A 22,563-nucleotide genomic window follows, 5' to 3' on the forward strand; every position below is an offset into this window, starting at 1 on the left:
GCCGCGCCGACGGCGCGGCCGCGACCGCGCGCCCGGCCTCAGCCGCCGGCCAGGCCGCCGGGGTCGGTGTGGCGCACGTACCGCTCCTCGGTGCGGTCAGGGTCCCGCGGCAGCACCTGACGCTCACCGGTGCGCGTGAACCCCGCTCGCACGTAGAGGTCGACCGCTGACGCGTTGTCGTCCACGACCCACAGCGACACGGTCGCCGCGTCCTGGTCGGCTCCCCCGCGCACCACCGCGTCCAGCAGGGACCAGCCGATCCCCTGACGCCGCACCTCGGGTGCGACCCACAGGGACACGACGTGCCGGTCGTCGTCCGGCGAGCCGGGCTCCTGCACGAGCGAGACCAGGCCGCGCGGCTCCCCCGCCCCGTCCAGGGCGACCCACGTGGTGCTGGTGCGCAGCCGCATCCGCCAGTGCGACTCGGCGAAGCGCTCCTCGCGCGCGAGCGACGACCCGAAGGCGTCCGACGACTCGCGCAGCGCGCGGAGCCTCACGTCACGAACGGTCTGCCAGTCGTCCTCGTCGACACGTCGGATCAGCACCGGCTCAGCATGCCGCATCCGTACGTCGCAGCGGCGGTGGCGCGCCTCAGCCGAGGGCCGCGTCTCCCCCGTGCCCGGCGCGGTCCGGGGTGGCGCGCGCGGCGTCGGCGACCTCCTCCTCGGGGCGCGGCGGGATCGTCTCGTCGTACTCCAGCTCGGGCACCTGCGTGTCGTCGAACGACTCGGTCATCTGGGCCTCCTCACGGCGCGACCACGCTATCCGCACGACCGGCGACCGGCGACCGGTCCCGACCTGCCGGGTGCAGGTCGGGTGAGTGCGACACGGCTCGTCGGGGTGCAGATCAGGGCCCTGTCCCGGCAGCCTTGACCCGTTCGTGGGGCGGGACGCCATCGGGGGCGCGCCGTTTTCGTGACGAGCGCCTCACCCCGCTACGGTTGCCGCGTGCTGGTCCTCGGTGTGTGCAGCCTCAAGGGAGGCGTGGGCAAGACCTCCGTGACGCTGGGGCTCGCCTCGGCCGCTCTGGAGCGTGGTCTACGGACCCTCGTCGTCGATCTCGACCCCCAGGGGGACTCGACGATGGCGCTCGGCACGGTGGCCGGGCAGGGTGACGTGGCGTCCGTGCTGGATGCGCCGTCCCCGCAGTCCGTCGCCGCAGCGACGGTCCCGTCGACGTGGGCCGACCACGGGCTCGACGTGCTCGTCGGGTCCGAGCGCTCCGTGCTGCACGACCGCATCGACGACGCGGACGCCGACCGGCTGCGCTACGCGCTGTCCTGGGTCGACGGGTACGACCTCGTCCTCGTCGACTGCCCGCCGTCCCTGGGTGGGCTCACGCGCACGGGTCTGACGGCGTGCGACCGCGCGGTCGTGGTGACGGAGCCCGGACTGTTCGCCGTCATGGCGGTCGGCCGGGCGATGCGCACGATCGACGAGCTGCGCCGCGGCCCCGCGCCGGCGCTGCAGCCGCTGGGCATCGTGGTCAACCGGGTCCGCGCGCGCTCCGTCGAGCAGGCGTACCGGCTGCAGGAGCTGCAGACGCTGTACGGGCCCCTGGTCCTCACCCCGAGCGTCCCGGAGCGCGCAGCGCTGCAGCAGGCGCAGGGCGCCGCACAGCCGGTCCACGTGTGGCCCGGTGCCGCGGCCGCAGAGCTGGCCGACGTCTTCGACCAGCTGCTCGACCGTGCGGTGCGCGCACCGCGACGCTGAGGTCCCCTGCCCCACCCGCGCGTCCGGGTCGCCCACTGCGGGCGCGCGACGGCCGACCCCGAAGGGCCGCCGGGACGTGAGTCAGCCGGCGGTGCGGGCCTGGCGGCGCAGCGCGAGCTCGTCGGGCGCCGTCGAGGCGACCGGTGCGTCGTCGTCGGCGCGCTCGTTGGGAAGCGAGGCCAGCGTCCCCTCGACCTCGCGCCACACCCGGCCCACCGCGATCCCGAACACGCCCTGACCGCCCTGCACCAGGTCGATGACCTCGTCCGGGGACGTGCACTCGTACACGCTGGCGCCGTCGGACATGAGCGTGATCTGCGCGAGGTCCTCGACACCCCGCTCCCGCAGGTGGCCGACCGCCGCGCGGATCTGCTGCAACGAGACGCCCGTGTCCAGCAGCCGCTTGACGACCTTGAGGACGAGGATGTCGCGGAACGAGTAGAGGCGCTGGGTGCCGGAACCCGTCGCGGGTCGCACGGACGGCTCCACGAGCCCGGTGCGGGCCCAGTAGTCGAGCTGGCGGTACGTGATGCCCGCGGCACGGCACGCGGTCGGGCCACGGTAGCCCGTCGTGACGTCCAGGTCCGGCAGGTCGTCGTCGAACAGCAGGCCCTGCGCGTGCTGCGGGATCGTGCCGGAGTCGTCGGCACTCTCGTTGCGGATCACGGGGCCCTCCCTCGGCGTCGCCGCGAGGCGCCGCACTGTGCTGGTTCTTCCGCCACGCTAGGCCTGCGGGGTCGGGGGCGCAACGAGCGGGCCCCGGCGTGTCGCGCGCGAGCGTCTCACCTTCAGGTGGAGGTCGAGCTTCTTCACCCGATCGGCTCAGACGTCCCGCGCCCCGCCCTCCGTCCCGGGGTCGTGCCCCGTCTCGAAGTCCTCGGCCGACACGTGGTCGAGGAACTCCCGGAACTGCGAGATGTCCTCCTCGCTCGCAGCCGGCCGCATCTCGACCCCGGCCAGCGCGACCACCTCCGCCGAGCACAGCACCGGGCACGCGAAGCGCAGGGCGACCGCGATCGCGTCCGACGCGCGCGCGTCGACGTGCCGACCGGACACCAGCACCAGGGCGGCGTGGAAGACGCCGTCCTCGAGCCCGTTGATCTCGACGTGGTCCACGGGTGCGCCCGCCGCCACCAGCGCGTCGCGCAGCAGGTCGTGCGTCATGGGGCGCGGCGGCACGATCCCGGCCTGGGCCGCGGCGATCGCCGACGCCTCGGCCGGGCCGATGAGGATCGGCACGAGCAGTGCGGCATCGGGGTCGAGCAGCAGCACGACGATCTCGTCGTCGGCCAGGTGCGTACGCACGCCGACGACCTCCACCGGCACCATCTCGGGTTCGACGCCCACGTGGACACGCTACGTCGTGCTGCCCGTGACGTCTGCCCCGGACGGCACGCGTCGGTCTCGAGTGCCGCTCCGGCGTCAGGGGGCGAGGTCGTGCACCGCAGAGCGCACCAGCGCCGTGTGCATCCGGGCGCACAGCTCCCCCACCTCGGCGGCCAGTGTGCCGGCACGCGCCCGCGACGAGACGCTGCGCTGACCGCGCCAGGGGGCCACGACCTGCTCGACGAGATCGGCCTGGCGATCGGCCGCCGCTCGGAACGTCCGCAGGTGACGCGGGTCGATCCCGTGGTCGGCCAGCGAGGCCGCGACCGCGACGACCTCACGCGCCCACGGGTCGAACACGCCGCGGGGGCCGGGCCGCAGCACGCCCTGCGTGACGAGCTCGGTGATGAGCTCGACCGCGACGCCGGCCTCCTGTGCCAGGCGCTCGGCGGTGAGCCGGTCGGCCGCCGGAGCGACCCCGTCGCGCGTCGCGAGGCGCGCACGTACGGGCGACTCCTCCTCCTCACCGGCGTCCAGCGCCGCGAGGCGCTCACCGATGACCCGGAGCGGCATGTAGCGGTCGCGCTGCTGCGCCAGGACGAAGCGCAGCCGCTCGACGTCCGCCGGCGAGTACTGCCGGTACCCGGCAGGTGTGCGGACCGGGTCGACGAGTCCCTGCTCCTCGAGGAAGCGCAGCTTGGACGTGGTCACCGCGGGGAACTCGATGCGCAGGGCCGCCAGGACGTCCGAGATCCGCATCGAGGGGCGGCGCGAGATCCCCCGGGGCCAGGGCTCCGACGCGCCCGCGGCCGGAGCCTGCTCCGGCGCCGCGCTCACCGCGCGCTCAGGAGGCGTCACGGTGAGGGCTGGGGTGGAACGTCATCCGGTACTTGCCGATCTGCACCTCGTCCCCGGGGCGCAGCGTGGCGGCGTCGATGCGCGCCCGGTTCACGTAGGTGCCGTTGAGCGAGCCGATGTCGCGCACGACGAACTGCTGACCGTCACGCACGAACTCGGCGTGCTTGCGCGAGACCGTCACGTCGTCCAGGAAGATGTCGGCGCTGGTGCTGCGGCCCGCGGTCGTCCGCTCGGCGTCGAGCAGGAACCGCGCTCCCGCGCTCGGACCTCGCTGCATGAGCAGGAGGGCGGACGTGGGGGGCAGCGCGTGCACCGCAGCGGCTTCGTCCGCCGTCAGCCCGACCGGGGGCGCCTCGGGGTCGGCCGGTTCCAGCGAGCCGAAGCTGACGGTCGTGTCCGGACCGTCGCCCCGGTAGGCGGGCATGACGCCGTCCGGCGCCCGTCGATCGTCGCTCATGCGCACACCTCCCGTGTCGGTCGCGGGCACACCGTGCGAGCGCGCTCGCCGTCGACCCAGCCTTGCGGGACTCACCCTATGCGGTGTCGGCGCGCACGCGCAGCACGCGGGCAGCGCTGGTCGGGTGACAACCCGCCGCGGGACGACCGCCGGCAGCCTGGGCACCGACCGCCGCGCGGGGTCAGGACCCGTCGGCCACCGGTGAGGCGTGGACGGGCTCCGGCAGCACCCGGACGGCCGTCACCTCGACACGGTCCGACTTCTCGACCGTGCCCCGACCGCCGTCCTTGCGCACCTGAGCCATCGCCCCGCCGGGGATCTCGAGCGCCGGCGCGATCGTGTCGGGGTCGCCGATCACCGTCCACCGGTACGGCGACTCGAGAGTCGCACCGTCGAGCTCGACCGCACCGCGGGTGCCCGTGAACGCGCTGCTGGCGATGATGCGCTGGCCGTTGAGCTCCATCGCCTCCGCGCCCGCGTTCCGCAGCTCCTCAAGCACGTGGAGCATGGTCGCGGGCCGGATCTCGGCGTCCGGCTCCGTCAGGGTGATGCGCACGCCGGGACCCGTCGCCGGCAACCTCCCCGTGAGGATCCCCTGCATGGCCGCGGTGCGGCGCGCGGCGTCCAGCGCGGCCTGCTGCCGGTCCGAGCCCGACAGCAGCTCGTCACGCTCGCGCTGCAGGTCGAGCGACTCGCGCTCGAGCTCGTCGGTGCGCGTGCTCGTCTCGTCGAGCAGCCGCACCAGGTCGTTCTGGCGCAGCGCGCCCAGCTGGGTGTCCGTCGCCTGGCGGACCTGCACGACGAGCGCGAAGCCCAGCAGCGCGCACAGCCCGGCGGTGATGAGCTGGCCCTGCGTGGTCCGGGGCCGCATCGCGTGCCCGAGCCTCGCCCAGCCCGACCGCGGAGGCCGTACGGGCGGCGACCCGGCTGCGGGCGCGACGCGAGGCGCGTGGACGGCGTCGCCGTCCGGGGCCGGCACGTCCGGGGCCGCGACGGGCGACGGTGCAGGCTCGTCGGGGCTCTGCGGGTCGTCGACCTGCTCACGGTCGCCCTGCTCGTCGGCGGGCATCTCGTCGGCGCTCGCCTCGTCGGCGCTCGCCTCGTCGAGGTCCGGCTCGTGAGCCGACGTCGTGACGTCGTGCGCCCCGGCGGGTGAGCTCGCAGGCTCCAGCGCGTCCTGGTCGTCGGCGTGCGTCGGGGAGGCGTCGTCGCTTGAGGGCTCGTCCCCCTCGGGGGCGTCCAGGGGCAGGTCGCCGAGACCCAGCGGGTCGCGCGGGTCGATCTGGGGCCCGTCGTGGGGCGGACCGTCCTGGCCGGCCGGTCCGAGCGGGTCGGGGCGCGTGTCGTCCTCGTTCGTCATGCCTTGAACAGGTGCCGGCGGATCGACGCGGCGTTGGAGAAGATGCGGATGCCGAGCACGACGATCACGGCCGTCGTCATCTGCGACCCGACGCCCAGCTGGTCGCCGAGGAAGACGATGAGCGCCGCGACCACGACGTTCGACAGGAACGAGGTGAGGAACACCCGCTCGTCGAAGATGCCGTCGAGGTACGCGCGCAGTCCCCCGAACAGCGCGTCGAGCGCGGCGACGACGGCGATGGGCAGGTAGGGCTGCAGGTTGGCGGGGACCGTCGGCTCGATGAGCAGCCCCGCGAGCACGCCGAGCACGAGCCCGATCACAGCGATCACCGGGTCTCCTCTCCGCCGCGTCGCCCTGACACTGCCACATGGGCCGACCGCTCCCCAAGGCCCTGGGTCACGGATGTCGTCGTGGTGGAGGCGGACGGCTCCCAGGCGCCGGCCCCGGGACCGGCACCGAGGACGTCGGCGGAGCGCAGCACGATCTGGCCGCGCCCCTCGAGCAGGAGCTCGGGCTGCGCGGTCACGCGGACGTCGATGCCGTACTGCGACAACGACGCCAGGTGCTGCCCCGCGGGCAGCCGCGCCAGCCGCGTCTGCATCGTCGCGGCGTCCCCGATCGCCTCCACGCGGTACGGGCCGCTCAGCGCGGTGCTGTCGACGAGGACCGCTGCGCCGGCGCTGCGGATCGCGGTGGTGGTGGTCAGGCGCTCGTCGTTGACGGTCACGGCCTCGGCACCCGCTGCCCACAGGCCGTTGACGAGCACCTGCAGGTCGTGGTCCTGGACGAGCTCGCTGCCGTCGTCCGGTGCCGTCCCGGTCCCGGGGTCGCCGTCCGTCAGCTCGATGCGCAGGCCGGGGCCGGTGACGGCCACGACACCCGCCGCCACCGCGTCACGCTGCAGCTGGGCGAACAGCTCGGGGTCGTCCGTCGAGGCGGCGTCCCCCTGCAGCTGGGCGATCTCCGCGGACATCGCGGCGTTCGCGCGCCTCAGGTCGTCCGCACGGGAGGTGCCCTCGCGGATCTCCGCCTCCAGCAGGGCCCGCGCCTCCAGCACCGCGGGCGCCGGGCGGCGCAGCGCGACCGCGGCCGTCGTGGCGAACGCGCCCAGCAGCACCGCCAGCACCAGCAGCGCGGCCCCGCCCCGGATCGTCCGCGCCGGCGCCGTCCCCGCGGCGCGCCGCGCCGCGACGTCCTGGTAGCCCGGGTCGAGCGGACGCCGGTACACCTCGTTGATCAGCGTCATCGACTCGTCCGCCGCCCGCTGCGGGGCGGGGACCGCGTGCCGGGGGTTCACGTCACCCGCGCGGTGCGTGCGGCCCGCGCGTCACGCCGCATGATCGACGCCCCCTGGGCGAGGTAGAGCGCACCCGCGAACCAGTACAGGCCGACGCCCCACAGCGCGCACGCCCAGCCCAGGACCCCGGCGACGAGCCCCACCGGGGTGGGCCACTCCGAGAGCAGCAGGAGCGGGAACGCGTACATGATCGCGAAGGTGCCGGCCTTGCCCGCCAGGTGCACGCGCAGCGGCGGGTACCCCGATCGCGCCAGCACGACGAGCATCACGCCGAGCACGACGTCGCGGACGACCAGCACCACCAGGAGCCACAGCGGCACGACGTCTCGCCACGCGAGGCCGACCAGCGTCACGAGGATGAACAGACGGTCCGCCGCGGGGTCGAGCATCTGCCCGAGACGCGTGACCTGCTGCATCCGGCGTGCCAGGACACCGTCGAGCCAGTCGCTGGCGCCCGAGAGCAGCAGCACCGCGAGGGCCCATGCGTCGTGGCCCTGCGCCACCAGCCACGCGAACACCGGCACCATGAGAAGGCGCGCGAAGCTGATCGCGTTGGGCACGGTGAGCACGCGCGTGCTGACCGGTACGTCCTGGCTCACGCCCTCCCCCGTCGTCGTCCTGGTCGCGATCCTATGCGGCAGCGTCCGGCCGCCCGGTCCACGACGCGGACCCCGCGACGGCCTGTCACCCGGACGTGCATCCGGCGGCGGCGCCCGGCGGCGGGTGGCAGGCTCGTGCCGTGGAGGACGCCGACGTCATCGACCAGCTGCTGCGCACGCCCGCCACATGGGCCGTCGTGGGGCTGTCCACCAACCGTGCCCGGGCGGCGCACGGCGTGTCCGCCTACCTCAAGGGGCTGGGGCACACGATCGTGCCGGTGCACCCGACCGCCCCCACCGTCCACGGCGCCCGTGGCTACGCGCGGCTGTCGGACCTCCCCGAGCCGCCGGACGTGGTCGACGTCTTCGTCAACAGCACGCGGGCCGCCGCGGTGGTCGACGAGGCGGTGGGCGTCGGGGCGCGGGCCGTGTGGCTGCAGCTGGGCGTGCACGCCGACGAGGCCGTGGCGCGCGCGCGGGCAGCGGGCCTCGTGGTCGTGCAGGACACGTGCCCGGCGATCGAAGGACGCGCCCGCGGCCTCGGATGACCGGCGGGCCCCGCGCCGCCGTGTGCGGGAGGTCACCCCGGCCCGCCGCCCACCCGGGCCCCGCAGCAGGTACTGTGTCCAGGACATCTGGAGTCGTGTCGCATCCCCCTCTCGTAGGGCGGTCTGCCGGTCGTACGGCAAGCACCACCCTTCTCGTTCACGTGCACGTGCCGCTGACAGCAGCGCGTGGTCTGGTTCGGGGTGAGCGACGTCCGGGTCGTCGTCATGACGCCCGGCTCTCCCCCGCTGCCACCGAACGGTGATCCATGAGCACCCCCATGCCTGCTGCCCTGCCCACGACGACCCCGGCCCCCGCGACGAGCTTCGCGGACCTGGGCATCGAGCCCCGGATCCTCACCGCGGTCGAGCGGCTGGGCTTCACGGCCCCGACGCCGGTCCAGGAGCAGACGATCCCCGCGCTGCTCGCGGGCCGTGACGTCGTCGGTGTCGCCCAGACGGGCACCGGCAAGACGGCCGCCTTCGGGCTGCCGATCCTCCAGTCGATCGACCCCGCCATCGCCGCGGTGCAGGTCATCGTGCTCACCCCGACGCGCGAGCTCGCGATGCAGGTCGCCGACGCCATCACGACGTTCGCCGCCGACATGCCCGGCCTGCAGGTCGTCCCGGTCTACGGCGGCTCCCCGTTCGTCCCGCAGCAGCGGGCGCTGGCGCGCGGCGCACAGGTCGTCGTCGGCACCCCCGGGCGCGTCATCGACCACATCGAGCGCCGCACGCTGCGCCTCGAGGACGTCCGCTTCCTCGTCCTCGACGAGGCCGACGAGATGCTGCGGATGGGCTTCGCCGAGGACGTCGACAAGGTCCTGTCCGGCACGCCGGCCGGCCGTCAGGTCGCCCTCTTCTCCGCGACCATGCCGACCCAGATCCGCCGCGTCGCCGACAAGCACCTGGTGAACCCCGTGTCGGTCGCCGTCACGCGCCAGTCCTCCACGGTCGACTCCGTGCGCCAGACGTTCGCCGTCGTGCCCTACCGCCACAAGGCGGGCGCGCTCGCCCGCGTGCTCGCGGTCAGCGACGCCGATGCGGCCATCGTCTTCGTGCGCACCCGCGAGGCGGCCGAGGAGATCGGCAACGCCCTCGTGCAGCGCGGCATCGCCGCGACCCACATCAGCGGTGACGTCGCCCAGTCCGACCGCGAGCGGATCGTCGAGCGCCTGCGCTCCGGCGCCCTGGACGTGCTGGTCGCGACCGACGTCGCCGCCCGCGGCCTCGACGTCGAGCGCATCGGCCTGGTCGTCAACCTCGACCTGCCGCGCGAGCCCGAGGCCTACGTGCACCGCATCGGCCGCACCGGTCGCGCGGGGCGGTCCGGCGAGGCGCTGACGTTCGTCACGCCGAGCGAGCGTCCCCGCCTGCGCCAGATCGAGCGCACCACCCGCACGCCGCTCATCGAGATCACCATCCCGACGCCCGCGCAGGTCAGCGCCCACCGTGCGGCCGCGCTGCTGACGCGCACCGCGGCGCGCATGGAGGCCGGCCGTCTCGACGTGGTCGGCGAGGCCGTGCGCGAGCACCTCGCCGCGCACCCCGAGCTCGACCCGCTGGACCTGCTCACCGCCGTCACCGCGCTCGCTGTCGGCGACGAGGGGCCGGCCGCGGCAGCCGAGCTCGAGGACCTCGACGACGCGGTGCGCCGCGCCCGCGAGGCCCGCGCCGACGACACCCGCGGTGGCGCGGTCGCCGGCAACCGCCGTCGCCCCGGCACGACGGGCCCGAGCGGACGTGGGCGGTACCGCGTCTCCGTGGGCGAGCGCGACGGCCTGCAGCCGGGTGCGCTCGTGGGCGCGCTGACCGGTGAGGGCGGCCTCACCGGCAAGGACGTCGGCAAGATCGACATCTTCGGCAGCTTCGCGCTCGTCGACATCCCCGACGGCCTGACGCCCGAGGTGGTCGACCGCCTCGGACGCACGCGCGTCGCGGGCCGCCCGCTGCGCATCCGCCTCGACACCGGCCCGCAGGCCACACGCGGCCCGTCGCGCGGTGAGCGCGTGCACCGCGCGCACGCCTGACACTCCCCCGCACGACGAAGGGGCACCACCCTCGCGGTGGTGCCCCTTCGTCGTCCCCCGTGCCGCGTCAGCGCACGGCGGTGTTCCGGGGATCGCTGCGCATCTGGCCGCGCAGCAGCACGATGTCCGCCTCGCGCAGGACCTCGTTGACGTCCCGCATGCCGCGGACCGAGCCGAGCACGCCGATGGAGATGCGGGGACCGATCTCGCGGCGCAGCCTCTCGAGCAGCTCCGTCAGCCGGTCGGGCATCCCACCGGAGCCGACGTCGTCGACGAGGATCGCGAAGTCGTCCTCCCCCGTGCGGGCCGTGGTGTCCCCCTCCCGCAGCGGCCGGCGCAGCTGTCGGACCACCTCCCGGTGCACGTCCGGCGCGTGGTCGTCGTCCCGCGACACGCCCCCACCGTCCACGACACGGACCAGCGCGATCGCGCAGTCGTAGCCGGCGGACCGCCGGCAGCGCAGCAGCGCGGCGCCCAGCCGGTCGAGGAACAGCAGCCGGTTGACCAGGCCCGTCTCCGGGTCGTGCAGCGCATCGCGCTGCAACGCGATCTCCGCCTCCTTGCGCTCCGTCACGTCGACGAGCGTGCCGACCAGGCGGGCGGGGCAGCCGGCGTCGTCGAGCACCGTCACGGCACGGCACATCATCCAGCGGTAGTCGCCCGACTGCGTGCGCACCCGGTGCTCGAGCTCCAGCGGCGTGCCGCAGCCGGCGAGCTGGGCAGCGATCGCCGCCGAGAGCTCGTCCCGGTCCGCCGGGTGGACGCGCTCGAGCCACTCCGACGGCTGGTCGCCGATGACGTCCTCCGCGTAGCCGAGGGTCTGCTTCCAGCGCGGCGAGTAGTACACGGTCCCCGCGGACACGTCCCAGTCCCACGTGCCGTCGTGCGCCGCCATCGAGGCCAGCGCGTAGCGCTCCTCGCTCTCCCGGACCGTGTCGGCCAGCGCACGCTCGCGTGCCGCGGCCTGCTCGAGCGCCTTGCGCTGCTCACGCAGCGAGCCCAGCAGCCGCTCCTGGTCGAGGGCGACGGCGAGCAGGGCCGCCCAGTGGTTGAAGCGGTCACGCGGCTGCGTCGCGCGCGTCTCGACGGTCCCGTCGATCGCCAGCAGGCCCCAGTCGCTGCCGCCGAACGTCACCGGCACGACGAACGTCAGCTCGTTCGAGCCCACGGTGCCCGCACGCGTCAGCGCCGCCGGCGGGAACTGGCTGGCGGTGGTCCGCACCCCGACGAGGCGCGAGAGCGTCCCGCTGGTGTCGTGCACGCCGACGATCTCCATCTCACGGTCGCCGGGTCCGCGGTCGGTGCCCACCCACAGGCCCAGGCAGGCATGCCCCCGCACACCACGCGGCAGCCAGCCCAGGGCGCGCGGGCTCGCGCCGTCGCCCCGCAGCAGGTCCATGTCGACCTCGTACTGGTCGACGATGGTGCGCTCGAGCTGCCCGCTGCGCGCGAGCATCGCCCGCGTGCAGCCCTTGGTGACCGCCAGCAGGACGTCCGTCACGGCACGGCGCACCGCGGTGGCGTTGCCCGCACGGGTCTCACCGAGCGCCTCGACGCGGCGGCCCTCGACCGTGCGCAGCACAGTGACCATCTGCTCCAGGGCCTCCGGGTGCGGCTGCAGCGCGGCCGTGAGGTCGGAGAGCCGCCCGAGCGCGGCCGGGGCGGGTGAGATGCCCCGCTCGGCAGCGACCTCGACGGGCTCCTCCACGGCACGCCACCACGCCTCGCGCGCGTCGGGTCCGGCACGTCGCGACACCGCTGACCCCGCGGGACCGGCGAACGCCGACTCCGCGAGCCGGCGCAGCAGCTCCTCGCCCGCCACGTCGCCGCCGGTGCTGTCCGCACCGGGCGACGTGATCTCGGTGCACCCGCACGACTCACGCACGACGAGCGACGACGGCACGCGGTGCTCCCCCGGCATCACGTCGTCGCCGCGCATGCGGGCCAGCAGCAGGCCGACGGCGTGCTCGCCGACACGCCCGAAGTGCGCGTCGACGGTGGACAGCCGCGGGCTGACCCGGGCACCGGAGTCGGCGTGGTCGAACGCCACCACCGCCTGGTCGCGCGGCAGCACGAGGCCGTGGGAGCGCAGGGCGCGCTGGAAGCCGACCGCGTTGCGGTCGGTCGCCGCGATGACCGCCGTCGTGGGCGTGCCCGCCTGCAGCATGCGCGCCGCCGCGTCGGCGCCACCCTGCTCCTGGTTGTCGGACGCCTCGTACCACCACGAGTCGTCGGACTCGATCCCGTGCTCGGCGAGCGTGGTCCGGTACGCCGCGAAGCGCTCGCGCATGTCCCGCTGACCCAGGTTCCCGAGGAAGCCGATGGCCGTGTGACCGTGCCAGATCAGGTGCTCGACGGCCGCCCGCACGCCGCCGACGTTGTCGGGGACCACGACCGGGTCGTCCGGGTGCGCCGGATCCTCGCTGATGAGCACCACGGGGACGCCCCACTCGCGGACGGCGGCCAGCCGCTCGGGGCTCAGCGCCTTGCCGACGACGACGAGGCCGTCCACCGCGCCCAGCGCCACCGGCGTGTCGAGGACCGACTCCTCCGGGTAGCGCTCGCGGTCGAGGCCCGCGGGGTACGTCTGGACCGCCACCACGCGGTGGCCCACGCCGCGTGCTGCGCGTGCGACGCCCGCGATCACAGCCCCGAAGTAGAAGCCTCCGACGACCGGAGACAGTACGCCGATCGTCCGACGCACCGTGGCGGGCACCCCGCGTCGGACAGTCATCATCTTCCACACCTCGCCCACGCCGTCGGAGTCGAGCTGATGCATTTCACCCACATCGGGCGCAACACTAGGTGATCGTGGTCACTCCTGCACATGACACAGGCAAAGATGCTGTCTCTCCGACGACCGGGGCGCAGCCCGTCCTCGGCGGCCCTGGCGCCCGCCGACCGACGATCACCGACGTCGCCAAGGCCGCGGGGGTGTCCATCGCCGTCGTGTCCTACGCGCTCAACGGTCGCCCCGGCGTCTCCGCGGCGACCCGAGAACGCGTGCTGCGCGTGGCGGACGAGTTCGGCTGGCGGCCGAGCGCGGCCGCGCGCTCGATGCGCAGCGGACCGCGCGCGGTGGGGCTCGTGGTGGACCGGGGGCTGACCGGTGCCGTCGGCTACGGCGCCCACGTCCTGGAGTTCGTCGTCGCGCTCCAGGACGTGCTCGCGACGCGCGGCCTGGCGCTGGTGCTGCAGGTCGTCGACGACCTGCCCGCAGCGGTGGCGCTGTACGGCGAGTGGTGGGCGGAGCGTCGCTTCGACGTGATGGTGGTGACCGACGTCCGGACCGAGGACCCCCGCCTGGACGCGCTGCGTCGCCTGCGGATCCCCGCGGTCGTCGTCGGTGCGGGCGACGTGCCCGGCGAGGTCGCGAACGTCCGGGTCGACGACGAGCAGGCCGCGGAGCGCGTCGGGCGCTACCTCATCGAGCTGGGGCACCGGCACGTCGGCGCGGTCACCGGCCCGGCCTCGCTCCAGCGGACGCGCTCACGCGTCGCGGGCATGGAGCGCGCGCTGGACACGGGCGGGGCCACGCTGGCGCACGAACCGACGGGGGGCTCCCCCGAGGAGGCAGCGGCGGCGTGCCGTCGTCTGCTGACGGGTGACCGGCCGCCGTCGGCCGTGGTCTTCGACACCGACCACATGGCGGTCGCGGCGCTCGACGTGGCGCGTCGCACCGGCCTGGCCGTGCCGTGGGACGTGTCCGTCGTGGCGCTGTCCGACTCGGCGCTGTGCCGGCTCGCGACGCCGTCGATCACCGCACTCCCCTCGGTCCAGGCCGACCTCGGCACAGCCGTGGGCGAGGCGGTCCTGACCATCCTCGACTCGCAGCCGACCCCCGTGCGGCAGATCGAGGTGGGCGGTCTGGCGGTCCGCGGCAGCACCGGCCCGCGGTCGCGCTGAGGCGGCCCGCGCACGTCGACCCTGGGGCGGTCGCATGACCGCCCCCCGGGCTGCGATCCGGACGCGATCGGCCGCTGACCTGCGGATCCACCGCAGGTGGCAGGCCCGTGAGAAGGTCACGATTTGGTAACGGCACCACGCCTAAACGATTTGCGCGGATCCCTCCCGAGCACGCACGTGATGGATTCCGCAGCAGTCGTCGTGGACTGGAGTCCGCGGCGGCTCGCACCCGTCGCCGCCGAGGGCCGGGTGCGACCGACCGACCCCCCGGAGGACACCCGTGTCCACACACGGCAATCGAACGGCCGCACGGCGTTGGCGCGCTGTCGCGACCGCCGCGACGGCAACGGCGCTCGTCGCAGTGCCGCTGACGCTCGCGAGCACGTCCGCGAACGCGGCCGAAGCTCACGTCGACAACCCCTACGCCGGTGCCAAGCAGTACGTGAACCCCACATGGGCAGCGACGGTTGAGAGCGCTGCCACACGTGCCGGTGACGCCACGCTGGCGGCGCAGATGCGCACGGTGGCCAAGCAGCCGACCGCTGTCTGGATGGACCGCATCAGCGCCATCGCGGGCAACGCCGACGGCAACGGCCTGAAGTTCCACCTGGACGAGGCGGTGAAGCAGAAGACCGGCAGCACGCCGCTCGTCTTCAACCTCGTCATCTACAACCTGCCCGGCCGCGACTGCTTCGCGCTCGCGTCCAACGGGGAGCTCCCGGCCTCCGACGCCGGCCTGGCCCGGTACCAGACCGAGTACATCGACCCCATCGTCGACCTGCTCTCGGACCCGAAGTACCAGGACCTGCGGATCGCTGCGACGATCGAGCCCGACTCGCTGCCGAACCTCATCACGAACATCTCCGAGGCCACGTGCCAGCAGTCCGCGCCGTACTACCGCGCGGGCGTGAAGTACGCGCTCGACGAGCTCAAGACGCTCGACAACGTCTACACCTACATCGACGCCGCCCACTCCGGCTGGCTCGGCTGGGACAGCAACGCCGGTCCCGCCGCCACGCTCTTCGCCGACGTCGCCAAGACGACGAAGAAGGGCTTCGCGTCCATCGACGGCTTCGTGACGAACACGGCCAACAGCACCCCGCTGTCCGAGCCGTTCCTCCCCGACCCGAACAAGCAGGTCGGCAGCGGTCAGGTCCGCTCGTCGTCGTACTACGAGTGGAACCCGGACTTCGGTGAGCTGGCCTGGACGCAGCACCTGCACTCGCTGCTCGTCGCGGCGGGCTTCCCCAGCTCGACCGGCATGCTCATCGACACCTCGCGCAACGGCTGGGGCGGCCCGAACCGTCCGACCGCGGTGTCGACCAGCACCGACCTCAACACCTACGTGAACGAGTCGCGCATCGACCGCCGCACGCACCGCGGCGCCTGGTGCAACCCGCTCGGTGCCGGCATCGGCGAGCTGCCGACGGCCTCCCCGGCCGGTGCCCCCGCGGCCTCTCACCTCGACGCGTACGTCTGGATCAAGCCGCCGGGCGAGTCCGACGGCGCCTCGAAGGAGATCGCGAACGACCAGGGCAAGAGCTTCGACCGCATGTGCGACCCGACCTTCGTGTCGCCCAAGCTGGCCAACACGCTGACGGGCGCCACGCCGGACGCCCCGCTCGCCGGACAGTGGTTCGAGGCGCAGTTCAAGACGCTCGTCAAGAACGCCTACCCGGTGATCCCGACCAGCAGCGACCCGGGCCCGACGGCCACCCCGACCCCGACCCCGTCGGTCACGCCGACGCCCTCGGTCACCCCGACGCCGTCGGTCACGCCCACGCCGTCGGTCACCCCGACCCCGTCGGTGACACCGACGCCGTCGGTCAGCCCCACGCCGTCGGCGACGCCCACGCAGAACCCGGGTGCGTCCTGCTCGGTGAGCTACACGGCGAACAGCTGGAACAACGGCTTCACGGCCTCGGTGAAGATCACGAACCGCGGGACCGCCGCCCTCAGCGGCTGGACCCTGAAGTTCAGCTTCGCCAACGGTCAGCAGGTCCAGCAGGGCTGGAGCGCCAAGTGGGCGCAGTCCGGCTCGGCCGTGACGGTCACCAACGAGGCCTGGAACGGCTCGCTGGCGGCCGGTGGCTCGGTGGACATCGGCTTCAACGGTTCGCACTCCGGGACCAACAACGCGCCGACGTCGTTCACGCTGAACGGCGCCACCTGCTCCTGAGGCTGACGAGCCGGGCGGCGTGAACGCCTGACGTGCCGAAGGGGCCCTCCTGGACCAGTCCGGGAGGGCCCCTTCGGCAGCCCCACCCTCAGCTCCCCTTCGCGTCCACCAGGAGAATCGTGTCCAGCTCACGCGTGCGCAGCCTGCGCACCACGCTCGGCGGCGCCCTCGTCGTCGGTGCCCTCGCACTGCCTCTCGCCCTGTCCGCAGCACCCGCGCAGGCCGCGGCCACGCCGGACTGGCTGCACGTGCAGGGCAACAAGATCGTCGACGCGTCCGGCAAGGAGGTGTGGCTGACCGGCGTCAACTGGTTCGGCTTCAACGCCACCGAGCGCGTCTTCCACGGCCTGTGGTCGGCCAACATGCGCACCCTCACCCAGGACATCGCCGCACGCGGCCTCAACGTCGTCCGGGTGCCGATCTCCGCCCAGCTGCTGCTGGAGTGGAAGGCCGGGACGTTCACCAAGCCGAACGTCAACGAGTTCGCCAACCCGGAGCTCGCGGGCCTCAACAGCCTGCAGGTCTTCGAGAAGTGGCTCGACATGTGCGAGGAGTACGGCATCAAGGTGTTCCTCGACGTGCACAGCGCCGAGGCCGACAACTCCGGGCACGTCTACCCCACGTGGTGGAAGGGCGACATCACCACGGAGAAGGTGTACGAGGGGTGGGAGTGGGCCGCGACCCGCTGGAAGAGCGACGACACCATCATCGGTGCCGACATCAAGAACGAGCCGCACGGCACCCAGGGCGACACCGAGCGCGCCAAGTGGGACGGGTCGACCGACAAGGACAACTTCAAGCACTTCGCCGAGACGGCCTCGCGCAAGGTGCTCGCGATCAACCCGAACTGGCTCGTGTTCGTCGAGGGCATCGAGATCTACCCCAAGCCGGGCGTCTCGTGGTCGTCGAAGGGGCTGACGGACTACTACGGGACGTGGTGGGGCGGCAACCTGCGCGGCGTGCGCGACTTCCCGATCGACCTGGGCGCGAACCAGGACCAGCTCGTGTACTCGCCGCACGACTACGGACCGCTCGTGTTCGAGCAGTCGTGGTTCAAGGGCGACTTCGACCGTGCGAGCCTCGAGCGCGACGTGTGGGACCCGAACTGGCTGTACCTGCACAAGGAGAACATCGCGCCCCTCCTCATCGGTGAGTGGGGCGGGTTCATGGACGGCGGCAAGAACGAGAAGTGGATGCTCGCGCTGCGCGACCTCATCGTCGACCGGCGCCTGAGCCACACGTTCTGGGTGCTCAACCCCAACTCCGGCGACACCGGTGGTCTGCTCGGCTACGACTGGGCGACGTGGGACGAGGAGAAGTACGCCCTGCTCAAGCCGGCGCTGTGGCAGCACGGCGGCAAGTTCGTCGGGCTCGACCACGACGTGCCCCTGGGAGGCGCCGGCAGCACGACCGGCACGTCGCTCTCGCAGGTCAACGGCGGGGGCACGACCACCAGCCCCACGGCCACGGTCAGCCCGACGCCCACGCCGTCGGTCACCCCCACGGTCACGCCCACGCCGTCGGTCACGCCCACACCGTCCGTGACACCCACGCCCACGCCCAGCCCGACCGCGGCGACGGGTGCGTGCACCGTCACGTACAGCGCGAGCTCGTGGAGCTCGGGCCTGTCCGGCTCGATCCGTCTGACGAACACCGGGCCCGCGCTGAGCGCGTGGACCCTCACGTTCACCGCCCCCGCGGGGGTCGCCGTCACACAGGGCTGGGGCGGCACGTGGTCCCAGTCCGGCAGCGCCGTCACGGTGACGAGCGCGGCGTGGAACGGCACGCTGGCCGCCGGCGGTACCGCCGAGATCGGGTTCAACGCCTCCCACGGCGGGACGGCCGGCACCCCCGCGGGCTTCGCGCTCAACGGCGCGGCCTGCACGGTGCGCTGACACGCTCGCTCGCAGGTCCGACCACCGCACCCGCCCGGGTGCGGCGGTCGGACCGCGTTCAGGCCCGCGTGGCGCCGGCCCCGTCGCCGTCCGCCAACGCGTGCCGCAGGGCGTCGAGCAGCTCGTCGACGTCCTGCGGTGTGGTGTCGAACGCGCACATGAGACGGACCGTGCCGTCCGTCACGTCCCAGTCGTAGAACCGCCACCGCCGGCGCAACGCCTCCGCGACGGGTGCCGGCAGCCGGACGAAGACGGCGTTCGCCTCGGTGGGCTGCGCGACCTGCAGCGCGCCGAGCGCGTCGATGCCCGCCCGCAGGCGCGCGGCCATCGCGTTGGCGTGCTGGGCCGAGCGCAGCCACAGGTCGCCCTCGTACAGCGCGACGAGCTGTGCCGAGACGAACCGCATCTTCGAGGTGAGCTGCATGTCGCTCTTGCGCAGGTACTCCACGCCGGCGACGGCCTCGGGGTCCAGGACCACGACGGCCTCACCGAGCAGCAGACCGTTCTTCGTGCCGCCGAGCGACAGGACGTCCACCCCGCAGTCCGTCGTGAGGGCGCGCAGCGGCAGGCCGAGGTGCGCGGCCGCGTTGGCGAGGCGGGCGCCGTCCATGTGGACGCGCATCCCGAGCGCGTGCGCCTGGTCGCACAGCTCACGCACGGCCTGCGGCGTGTACACGGTGCCCAGCTCCGTGGCCTGCGTGAGCGACACGACGCCCGGCTGCGCGCGGTGCACGTCCCCGAAGCCCCAGGCCTGCCGTGCCACGAGCTCGGGCGTCAGTCGGCCGTCCGGCGCCGGGACGGTCAGGAGCTTCAGTCCCCCGACACGCTCGGGTGCGCCGTTCTCGTCGGTGTGGACGTGCGCCGCCTCGCTGCAGACCACGGCACCCCACCGGGGCAGCATGGCCTGCAGGGCGACCACGTTCGCGCCGGTCCCGTTGAGGACCGGGTAGGCGACGGCGTGCTCACCGAGCTGCTCGCGCACGACCTCCTGCAGGCGGGCCGTCCACGGGTCGTCCCCGTAGGCCGGCACGTGACCGACGTTCGCCTCGGCCACCGCGGCGAGCACCTCGGGGTGCACACCTGCGTAGTTGTCCGAGGCGAAGTGGCGGACGGCGGGCGCGTGTTCGGTCACGTCCCCAGTCTCGCCGATCCGGCGCCCGCACCGCGGTCGTCGTCGTGCACGTCGGCCCTGCGGGCGGCATGATCCGTGCAGCCGACCGACAGGAGACACCCCACGATGGACCGCACCGCCGACGCCGCCCGGCCCGCAGCACCGCATCCTGCACCGACCGAGGACGGTCGCGACGAGACGTTCATCGAGCGGATGGACCGCAACTGGGAGGAGCTGCTGCAGGAGCTGCGCGTGACGCAGACCGGGGCGCAGATCCTCACCGGGTTCCTGCTGACGCTGCCCTTCCAGGCGCGGTTCTCCGACCTCGACGCCTACCAGCAGGACGTCTACCTCGTCCTGGTGGCGCTCGCGGTCCTGGCGACCGTGCTCATCATCGCGCCCGTCAGCCTCCACCGGCTGCTCTTCCGGCGGCGCCTCAAGCCGCAGCTCGTCGACGCGGGGCACTGGTTCGCCCGTGCCGGGCTCGCGGCGCTGGCACTGGTGCTGACGGGCGCGGCGATGCTGCTGTTCGACGTCGTGCTGGACCGCACGGCGGGGCAGGTGGCGGGAGGGTCCGTGCTGCTGGTGATCGCCGTGATGTGGGTGGTGATCCCCCACCTGATCGCCTACCGGGCGGAACCGGAGGACGGCACGCGCTGAGACCTCGCGCACCCGGTGCCGGGGACGACGACGGCCCCGTGCCGCACCCGGGGGTGCGGCACGGGGCCGTCGGTCGTCTCAGCCCTGGACGGCGCGCTTGAGCGCGCTGCCCGCCGTGATCTTGACGCGGTAGCCCGCGGGGATGTCCAGCTTCTCGCCCGTCTGGGGGTTGACGCCGGTACGCGCCGCACGGTCGGCGCGCGCGACCGCGAGGAAGCCGGGGATCGACACGCTGCCGCCGTCGGCGAGCTGCTCCACGACGACCTCCTGCAGGGCCTTGAGAGCCTTGTCGGTGTCGGCGTTGGTCAGCCCGGCCTTCTCGGCGACTGCCTGGACGAGCTCGGTGCGGTTGACGCTCACGACGGGTGCTCCTCGGTGCTCGGTTCGCAGCCACGGCACGGTACGCGCCGCGGCGGTGCCGCACGACGAGCGTGCGCACGGTCTCCGACCCTAACCGGGCCACCCGGGCGTGGCGCGCCGACGCGCCCCGTGTCGTCGGTCACCGCCGACCACGTTCCCGCACCTCCACGGCGCTGCGGGCCGTCACCACGCGGTCGGGTCCGATGCCGTGGGCGACCGCGCGCTCGCACCCCACGCGCAGCCAGTCGAGCTGACCGGGGGCGTGCGCGTCCGAGTCGATCGTGAACTCGCAGCCCGCGTCGACGGCGACCTGCAGCAGCTCGTGCGGCGGGTCGAGGCGGTCGGGGCGGCAGTTGATCTCGACGGCGACGCCGTGCTCGGCGCACGCGTCGAACACGGCGCGGGCGTCGAACTCGCTCGGGGGCCGGTGCTTGCCGGCCACCTGCCGGCCCGTGCAGTGCCCCAGGACGTCGGTGCGGGGGTTGCGCACCGCCGCGAGCATGCGGCGCGTCATCGCGGCGCGCTCCATCCGCAGCTTCGAGTGCACCGAGGCGACGACGACGTCCAGCTCGTCCAGCAGGTCCGGGTCCTGGTCGAGCGAGCCGTCGTCGAGGATGTCCACCTCGATGCCGCTGAGCACCTCGAAGGGCGCGACGGCGGGACGCAGGGAGTCGAGCTGGGCGAGCTGCGCCCGCAGCCGTGAGGCCGACAGCCCGTTGGCGACCGTCAGCCGCGGCGAGTGGTCGGTGACCGCCAGGTAGTCGCGCCCCAGCTCGAGCTCGGCCAGGACCATCTCCTGGACGGGCGTCGCGCCGTCGCTGGCCTCCGTGTGGCTGTGCAGGTCGCCCCGCAGGGCGGAGTGCAGCTCCACGGCCGCGGGCGTCGTGCGGGCGTCCTGCGCGGCGGCCTGCTCCTCGAGGTCGACCAGTGCGGGCACCGGACGCCCCGACCAGGTGCGCGCGACCACCTCGGCCGTGCTGCTCCCGACCGCCGGCAGGTCCGTCAGCGCGCCGGCGCGCACGAGGGTCCCCAGGCGCGCCTCGTCCTGCCGTTCGACCGTGCGCGCCGCCGCACGGTACGCCTCGGCGCGGTAGCGGCTGGCCTGCCCGCGCTCGAGGAGGAAGGCGATGCGTCGCAGCGTCGCGACGGCCCGGTCCCGGTCCTCCCCAGCGCTCACGACGCCTTGGTGCGGGCCCGGCGACGCGCGGGCGCCGACTCCTCACCCGCGTCGTCGTCCTTGGCGCTCGCCTTGGCGGCGGACGCCTTGCCGGACGAGCCCTTGCCGGACGACCCCTTGCCCGCGGCCGACGTCGTCGCCGGCTTCTTCGCCGCCGTGCCGCTCTTGGTGGAGCTCTTCGGGGGCGTGGCCTCGGGAGCCTCCTCGCCACGCGCCGCGCGCGCCTTGTCGACGGAGCGCTGCAGCGCCGCCAGCAGGTCGACGACCTCGCCGCCGCCCTCGGACGCCTCCTCCTCCGGCGGGGCCGGGGGCGCCTGCGTGTCGCCCGACGACACCTTCGCGGCGATGAGCTGCTCGAGCGCCGCGACGTACGCGTCCTCGTACTGCGACGGGTCGAAGTCGCCCGCGAGGGACTCGACGAGGGACGACGCCATCGTCAGCTCCTGGGGCCGGACCGTGACGTCGTCGTCGAGGACGGGGAAGTCCGCCTCGCGCACCTCGTCGGGCCACAGCAGGGTCTGCAGCACGATGACCTTGTCGCGGACCCGCAGCACCGCCATCGACTCCCGCTGCCGGATCGCGACCTTCACGACCGCGACGCGGTCCGTCTCCTCGAGCGCGCCCCGCAGCAGCGCGTACGGCTTGGCCGCGGTCTTGTCGGGCTCGAGGAAGTAGGTCTTCTGCAGCAGGATCGGGTCGACCTGCTCCGCGGGCACGAACTCCAGGACCTCGATCTCGCGCTCGGTGGACAGCGGCAGCTGCTGGAAGTCCTCGTCCGTCAGCACGACGAGGTCGCCGTCCTGCGTCTCGTACCCCTTGGCGATGTCCGACCACTCGACGCTCTCGCCGTCGATGCTGCAGACCTTGCGGTAGCGGATGCGACCGCCGTCCTCCCGGTGCACCTGGTGCAGCCGGATCTCGTGCTCCCCCGTCGCCGCGTACAGCCGCACCGGCACGTTCACCAGACCGAAGGCCACTGCGCCCTTCCAGATCGCCCGCACGGCCGTCCTCCTTCGTCGTGGCGGTGGCGCCCACCTGGGCCGCCCACGCGACCCGCTGCACCGTCCACGGGCAGGATGGACCCGTGGAG

22 protein-coding genes are annotated in these 22,563 nt (G+C 73.7%); 7 read left to right on the plus strand and 15 right to left on the minus strand.

Annotated elements, in window-relative coordinates:
* Positions 1–38: 38 nt before the first annotated feature.
* Both KKR89_RS09300 and KKR89_RS09305 read right to left on the minus strand, forming a co-directional pair.
* Positions 39–545, minus strand: coding sequence for a GNAT family N-acetyltransferase (locus tag KKR89_RS09300; RefSeq protein ID WP_251140833.1), 507 nt, complete (start codon positions 543–545; stop codon positions 39–41).
* A gap of 46 nt (positions 546–591) precedes the next feature.
* Positions 592–735 carry a hypothetical protein gene (locus KKR89_RS09305; RefSeq protein WP_208195098.1) on the minus strand — a complete coding sequence of 48 codons (144 nt, stop codon included), beginning with the start codon at positions 733–735 and terminating at the stop codon, positions 592–594.
* Positions 736–948: 213 nt separating this feature from the next.
* On the opposite strand from KKR89_RS09305, the gene KKR89_RS09310 reads away from it, so the two are divergent.
* Positions 949–1,713, plus strand: a complete 765-nt coding sequence (locus KKR89_RS09310; protein ID WP_208195099.1) for a ParA family protein — start codon at positions 949–951, stop codon at positions 1,711–1,713.
* A gap of 81 nt (positions 1,714–1,794) precedes the next feature.
* Here the strand turns inward: KKR89_RS09310 and KKR89_RS09315 are convergent, their stop codons facing one another.
* From KKR89_RS09315 to KKR89_RS09350, 8 genes are all read right to left on the minus strand, one after another.
* The gene (locus tag KKR89_RS09315; RefSeq protein WP_208195100.1) at positions 1,795–2,379 is read right to left on the minus strand and encodes a MerR family transcriptional regulator; all 585 of its coding nucleotides are present in this window, start codon (positions 2,377–2,379) and stop codon (positions 1,795–1,797) included.
* A gap of 156 nt (positions 2,380–2,535) precedes the next feature.
* Positions 2,536–3,042, minus strand: coding sequence for a bifunctional nuclease family protein (locus tag KKR89_RS09320; RefSeq protein ID WP_208195711.1), 507 nt, complete (start codon positions 3,040–3,042; stop codon positions 2,536–2,538).
* A gap of 93 nt (positions 3,043–3,135) precedes the next feature.
* On the minus strand, positions 3,136–3,876 hold the full coding sequence (gene ftsR, locus KKR89_RS09325; protein ID WP_251140834.1) for a transcriptional regulator FtsR: 741 nt from the start codon (positions 3,874–3,876) through the stop codon (positions 3,136–3,138).
* A gap of 7 nt (positions 3,877–3,883) precedes the next feature.
* Positions 3,884–4,354: an FHA domain-containing protein gene (locus tag KKR89_RS09330; protein WP_208195101.1), complete on the minus strand. Its 471-nt coding sequence runs from the start codon at positions 4,352–4,354 to the stop codon at positions 3,884–3,886.
* Between the two features lie 181 nt (positions 4,355–4,535).
* Positions 4,536–5,714: a DUF881 domain-containing protein gene (locus KKR89_RS09335; protein WP_208195102.1), complete on the minus strand. Its 1,179-nt coding sequence runs from the start codon at positions 5,712–5,714 to the stop codon at positions 4,536–4,538.
* On the minus strand, positions 5,711–6,043 hold the full coding sequence (locus KKR89_RS09340) for a small basic family protein (protein WP_191779508.1): 333 nt from the start codon (positions 6,041–6,043) through the stop codon (positions 5,711–5,713). The genes KKR89_RS09335 and KKR89_RS09340 overlap by 4 nt, the downstream gene beginning before the upstream one ends.
* A complete protein-coding gene (locus KKR89_RS09345; protein WP_208195103.1) occupies positions 6,040–6,960 on the minus strand; it encodes a DUF881 domain-containing protein in 921 nt (306 codons plus the stop codon). The genes KKR89_RS09340 and KKR89_RS09345 overlap by 4 nt, the downstream gene beginning before the upstream one ends.
* A 47-nt stretch (positions 6,961–7,007) precedes the next feature.
* Positions 7,008–7,610, minus strand: a complete 603-nt coding sequence (locus tag KKR89_RS09350) for a CDP-alcohol phosphatidyltransferase family protein (protein ID WP_208195104.1) — start codon at positions 7,608–7,610, stop codon at positions 7,008–7,010.
* Between the two features lie 140 nt (positions 7,611–7,750).
* Between KKR89_RS09350 and KKR89_RS09355 the strand changes: the two genes are divergently transcribed.
* The gene (locus KKR89_RS09355) at positions 7,751–8,158 is read left to right on the plus strand and encodes a CoA-binding protein (RefSeq protein WP_208195105.1); all 408 of its coding nucleotides are present in this window, start codon (positions 7,751–7,753) and stop codon (positions 8,156–8,158) included.
* Between the two features lie 266 nt (positions 8,159–8,424).
* Positions 8,425–10,185, plus strand: coding sequence for a DEAD/DEAH box helicase (locus KKR89_RS09360; RefSeq protein ID WP_208195106.1), 1,761 nt, complete (start codon positions 8,425–8,427; stop codon positions 10,183–10,185).
* 67 nt (positions 10,186–10,252) lie between these two features.
* Here KKR89_RS09360 and KKR89_RS09365 read toward each other — a convergent pair whose 3' ends face one another.
* A complete protein-coding gene (locus tag KKR89_RS09365; protein ID WP_243882213.1) occupies positions 10,253–12,964 on the minus strand; it encodes a substrate-binding domain-containing protein in 2,712 nt (903 codons plus the stop codon).
* Positions 12,965–12,996: 32 nt separating this feature from the next.
* Here KKR89_RS09365 and KKR89_RS09370 point away from each other — a divergent pair, with 32 nt between their 5' ends.
* The 3 genes from KKR89_RS09370 (at position 12,997) to KKR89_RS09380 (ending at position 18,165) form a co-directional block, all read left to right on the plus strand.
* Positions 12,997–14,091, plus strand: a complete 1,095-nt coding sequence (locus tag KKR89_RS09370) for a LacI family DNA-binding transcriptional regulator (protein ID WP_208195107.1) — start codon at positions 12,997–12,999, stop codon at positions 14,089–14,091.
* Positions 14,092–14,371: 280 nt separating this feature from the next.
* The gene (locus KKR89_RS09375) at positions 14,372–16,270 is read left to right on the plus strand and encodes a glycoside hydrolase family 6 protein (protein ID WP_208195108.1); all 1,899 of its coding nucleotides are present in this window, start codon (positions 14,372–14,374) and stop codon (positions 16,268–16,270) included.
* Between the two features lie 119 nt (positions 16,271–16,389).
* Positions 16,390–18,165, plus strand: coding sequence for a cellulase family glycosylhydrolase (locus KKR89_RS09380; RefSeq protein ID WP_251140836.1), 1,776 nt, complete (start codon positions 16,390–16,392; stop codon positions 18,163–18,165).
* 58 nt (positions 18,166–18,223) lie between these two features.
* Here the strand turns inward: KKR89_RS09380 and KKR89_RS09385 are convergent, their stop codons facing one another.
* Positions 18,224–19,297 (minus strand): threonine aldolase family protein, encoded by a 1,074-nt coding sequence (locus KKR89_RS09385; protein ID WP_251140837.1) that lies wholly within the window; start codon positions 19,295–19,297, stop codon positions 18,224–18,226.
* A gap of 105 nt (positions 19,298–19,402) precedes the next feature.
* On the opposite strand from KKR89_RS09385, the gene KKR89_RS09390 reads away from it, so the two are divergent.
* Complete coding sequence (locus KKR89_RS09390; protein WP_208195110.1) at positions 19,403–19,936, plus strand: DUF6328 family protein; 534 nt, start codon at positions 19,403–19,405, stop codon at positions 19,934–19,936.
* A gap of 78 nt (positions 19,937–20,014) precedes the next feature.
* On the opposite strand, the gene KKR89_RS09395 is transcribed toward KKR89_RS09390, so the two are convergent.
* The 3 genes from KKR89_RS09395 to ku all read right to left on the minus strand — a co-directional run bounded on the left by KKR89_RS09395 (position 20,015) and on the right by ku (position 22,474).
* A complete protein-coding gene (locus tag KKR89_RS09395; RefSeq protein ID WP_208195111.1) occupies positions 20,015–20,296 on the minus strand; it encodes an HU family DNA-binding protein in 282 nt (93 codons plus the stop codon).
* 139 nt (positions 20,297–20,435) lie between these two features.
* A complete protein-coding gene (locus tag KKR89_RS09400; RefSeq protein ID WP_208195112.1) occupies positions 20,436–21,473 on the minus strand; it encodes a PHP domain-containing protein in 1,038 nt (345 codons plus the stop codon).
* Positions 21,470–22,474, minus strand: a complete 1,005-nt coding sequence (gene ku / locus KKR89_RS09405) for a non-homologous end joining protein Ku (RefSeq protein WP_208195113.1) — start codon at positions 22,472–22,474, stop codon at positions 21,470–21,472. Before ku ends, KKR89_RS09400 begins: the two co-directional genes overlap by 4 nt.
* Between the last annotated feature and the right edge of the window lie 89 nt (positions 22,475–22,563).

The organism is Cellulomonas dongxiuzhuiae (genome assembly GCF_018623035.1).
Classification (GTDB): domain Bacteria; phylum Actinomycetota; class Actinomycetes; order Actinomycetales; family Cellulomonadaceae; genus Cellulomonas; species Cellulomonas dongxiuzhuiae.

What these genes read in the sequence shown, in the direction of transcription:
- KKR89_RS09330 (WP_208195101.1), bottom strand. Translation starts at nt 4,354, where the DNA reads ATGAGCGACGATCGACGGGCGCCGGACGGCGTCATGCCCGCCTACCGG.
- KKR89_RS09335 (WP_208195102.1), bottom strand. Translation starts at nt 5,714, where the DNA reads ATGACGAACGAGGACGACACGCGCCCCGACCCGCTCGGACCGGCCGGC.
- KKR89_RS09360 (WP_208195106.1), top strand. Translation starts at nt 8,425, where the DNA reads ATGAGCACCCCCATGCCTGCTGCCCTGCCCACGACGACCCCGGCCCCC.
- KKR89_RS09320 (WP_208195711.1), bottom strand. Translation starts at nt 3,042, where the DNA reads ATGGTGCCGGTGGAGGTCGTCGGCGTGCGTACGCACCTGGCCGACGAC.
- KKR89_RS09365 (WP_243882213.1), bottom strand. Translation starts at nt 12,964, where the DNA reads ATGCATCAGCTCGACTCCGACGGCGTGGGCGAGGTGTGGAAGATGATG.
- KKR89_RS09305 (WP_208195098.1), bottom strand. Translation starts at nt 735, where the DNA reads ATGACCGAGTCGTTCGACGACACGCAGGTGCCCGAGCTGGAGTACGAC.
- KKR89_RS09390 (WP_208195110.1), top strand. Translation starts at nt 19,403, where the DNA reads ATGGACCGCACCGCCGACGCCGCCCGGCCCGCAGCACCGCATCCTGCA.
- KKR89_RS09345 (WP_208195103.1), bottom strand. Translation starts at nt 6,960, where the DNA reads ATGACGCTGATCAACGAGGTGTACCGGCGTCCGCTCGACCCGGGCTAC.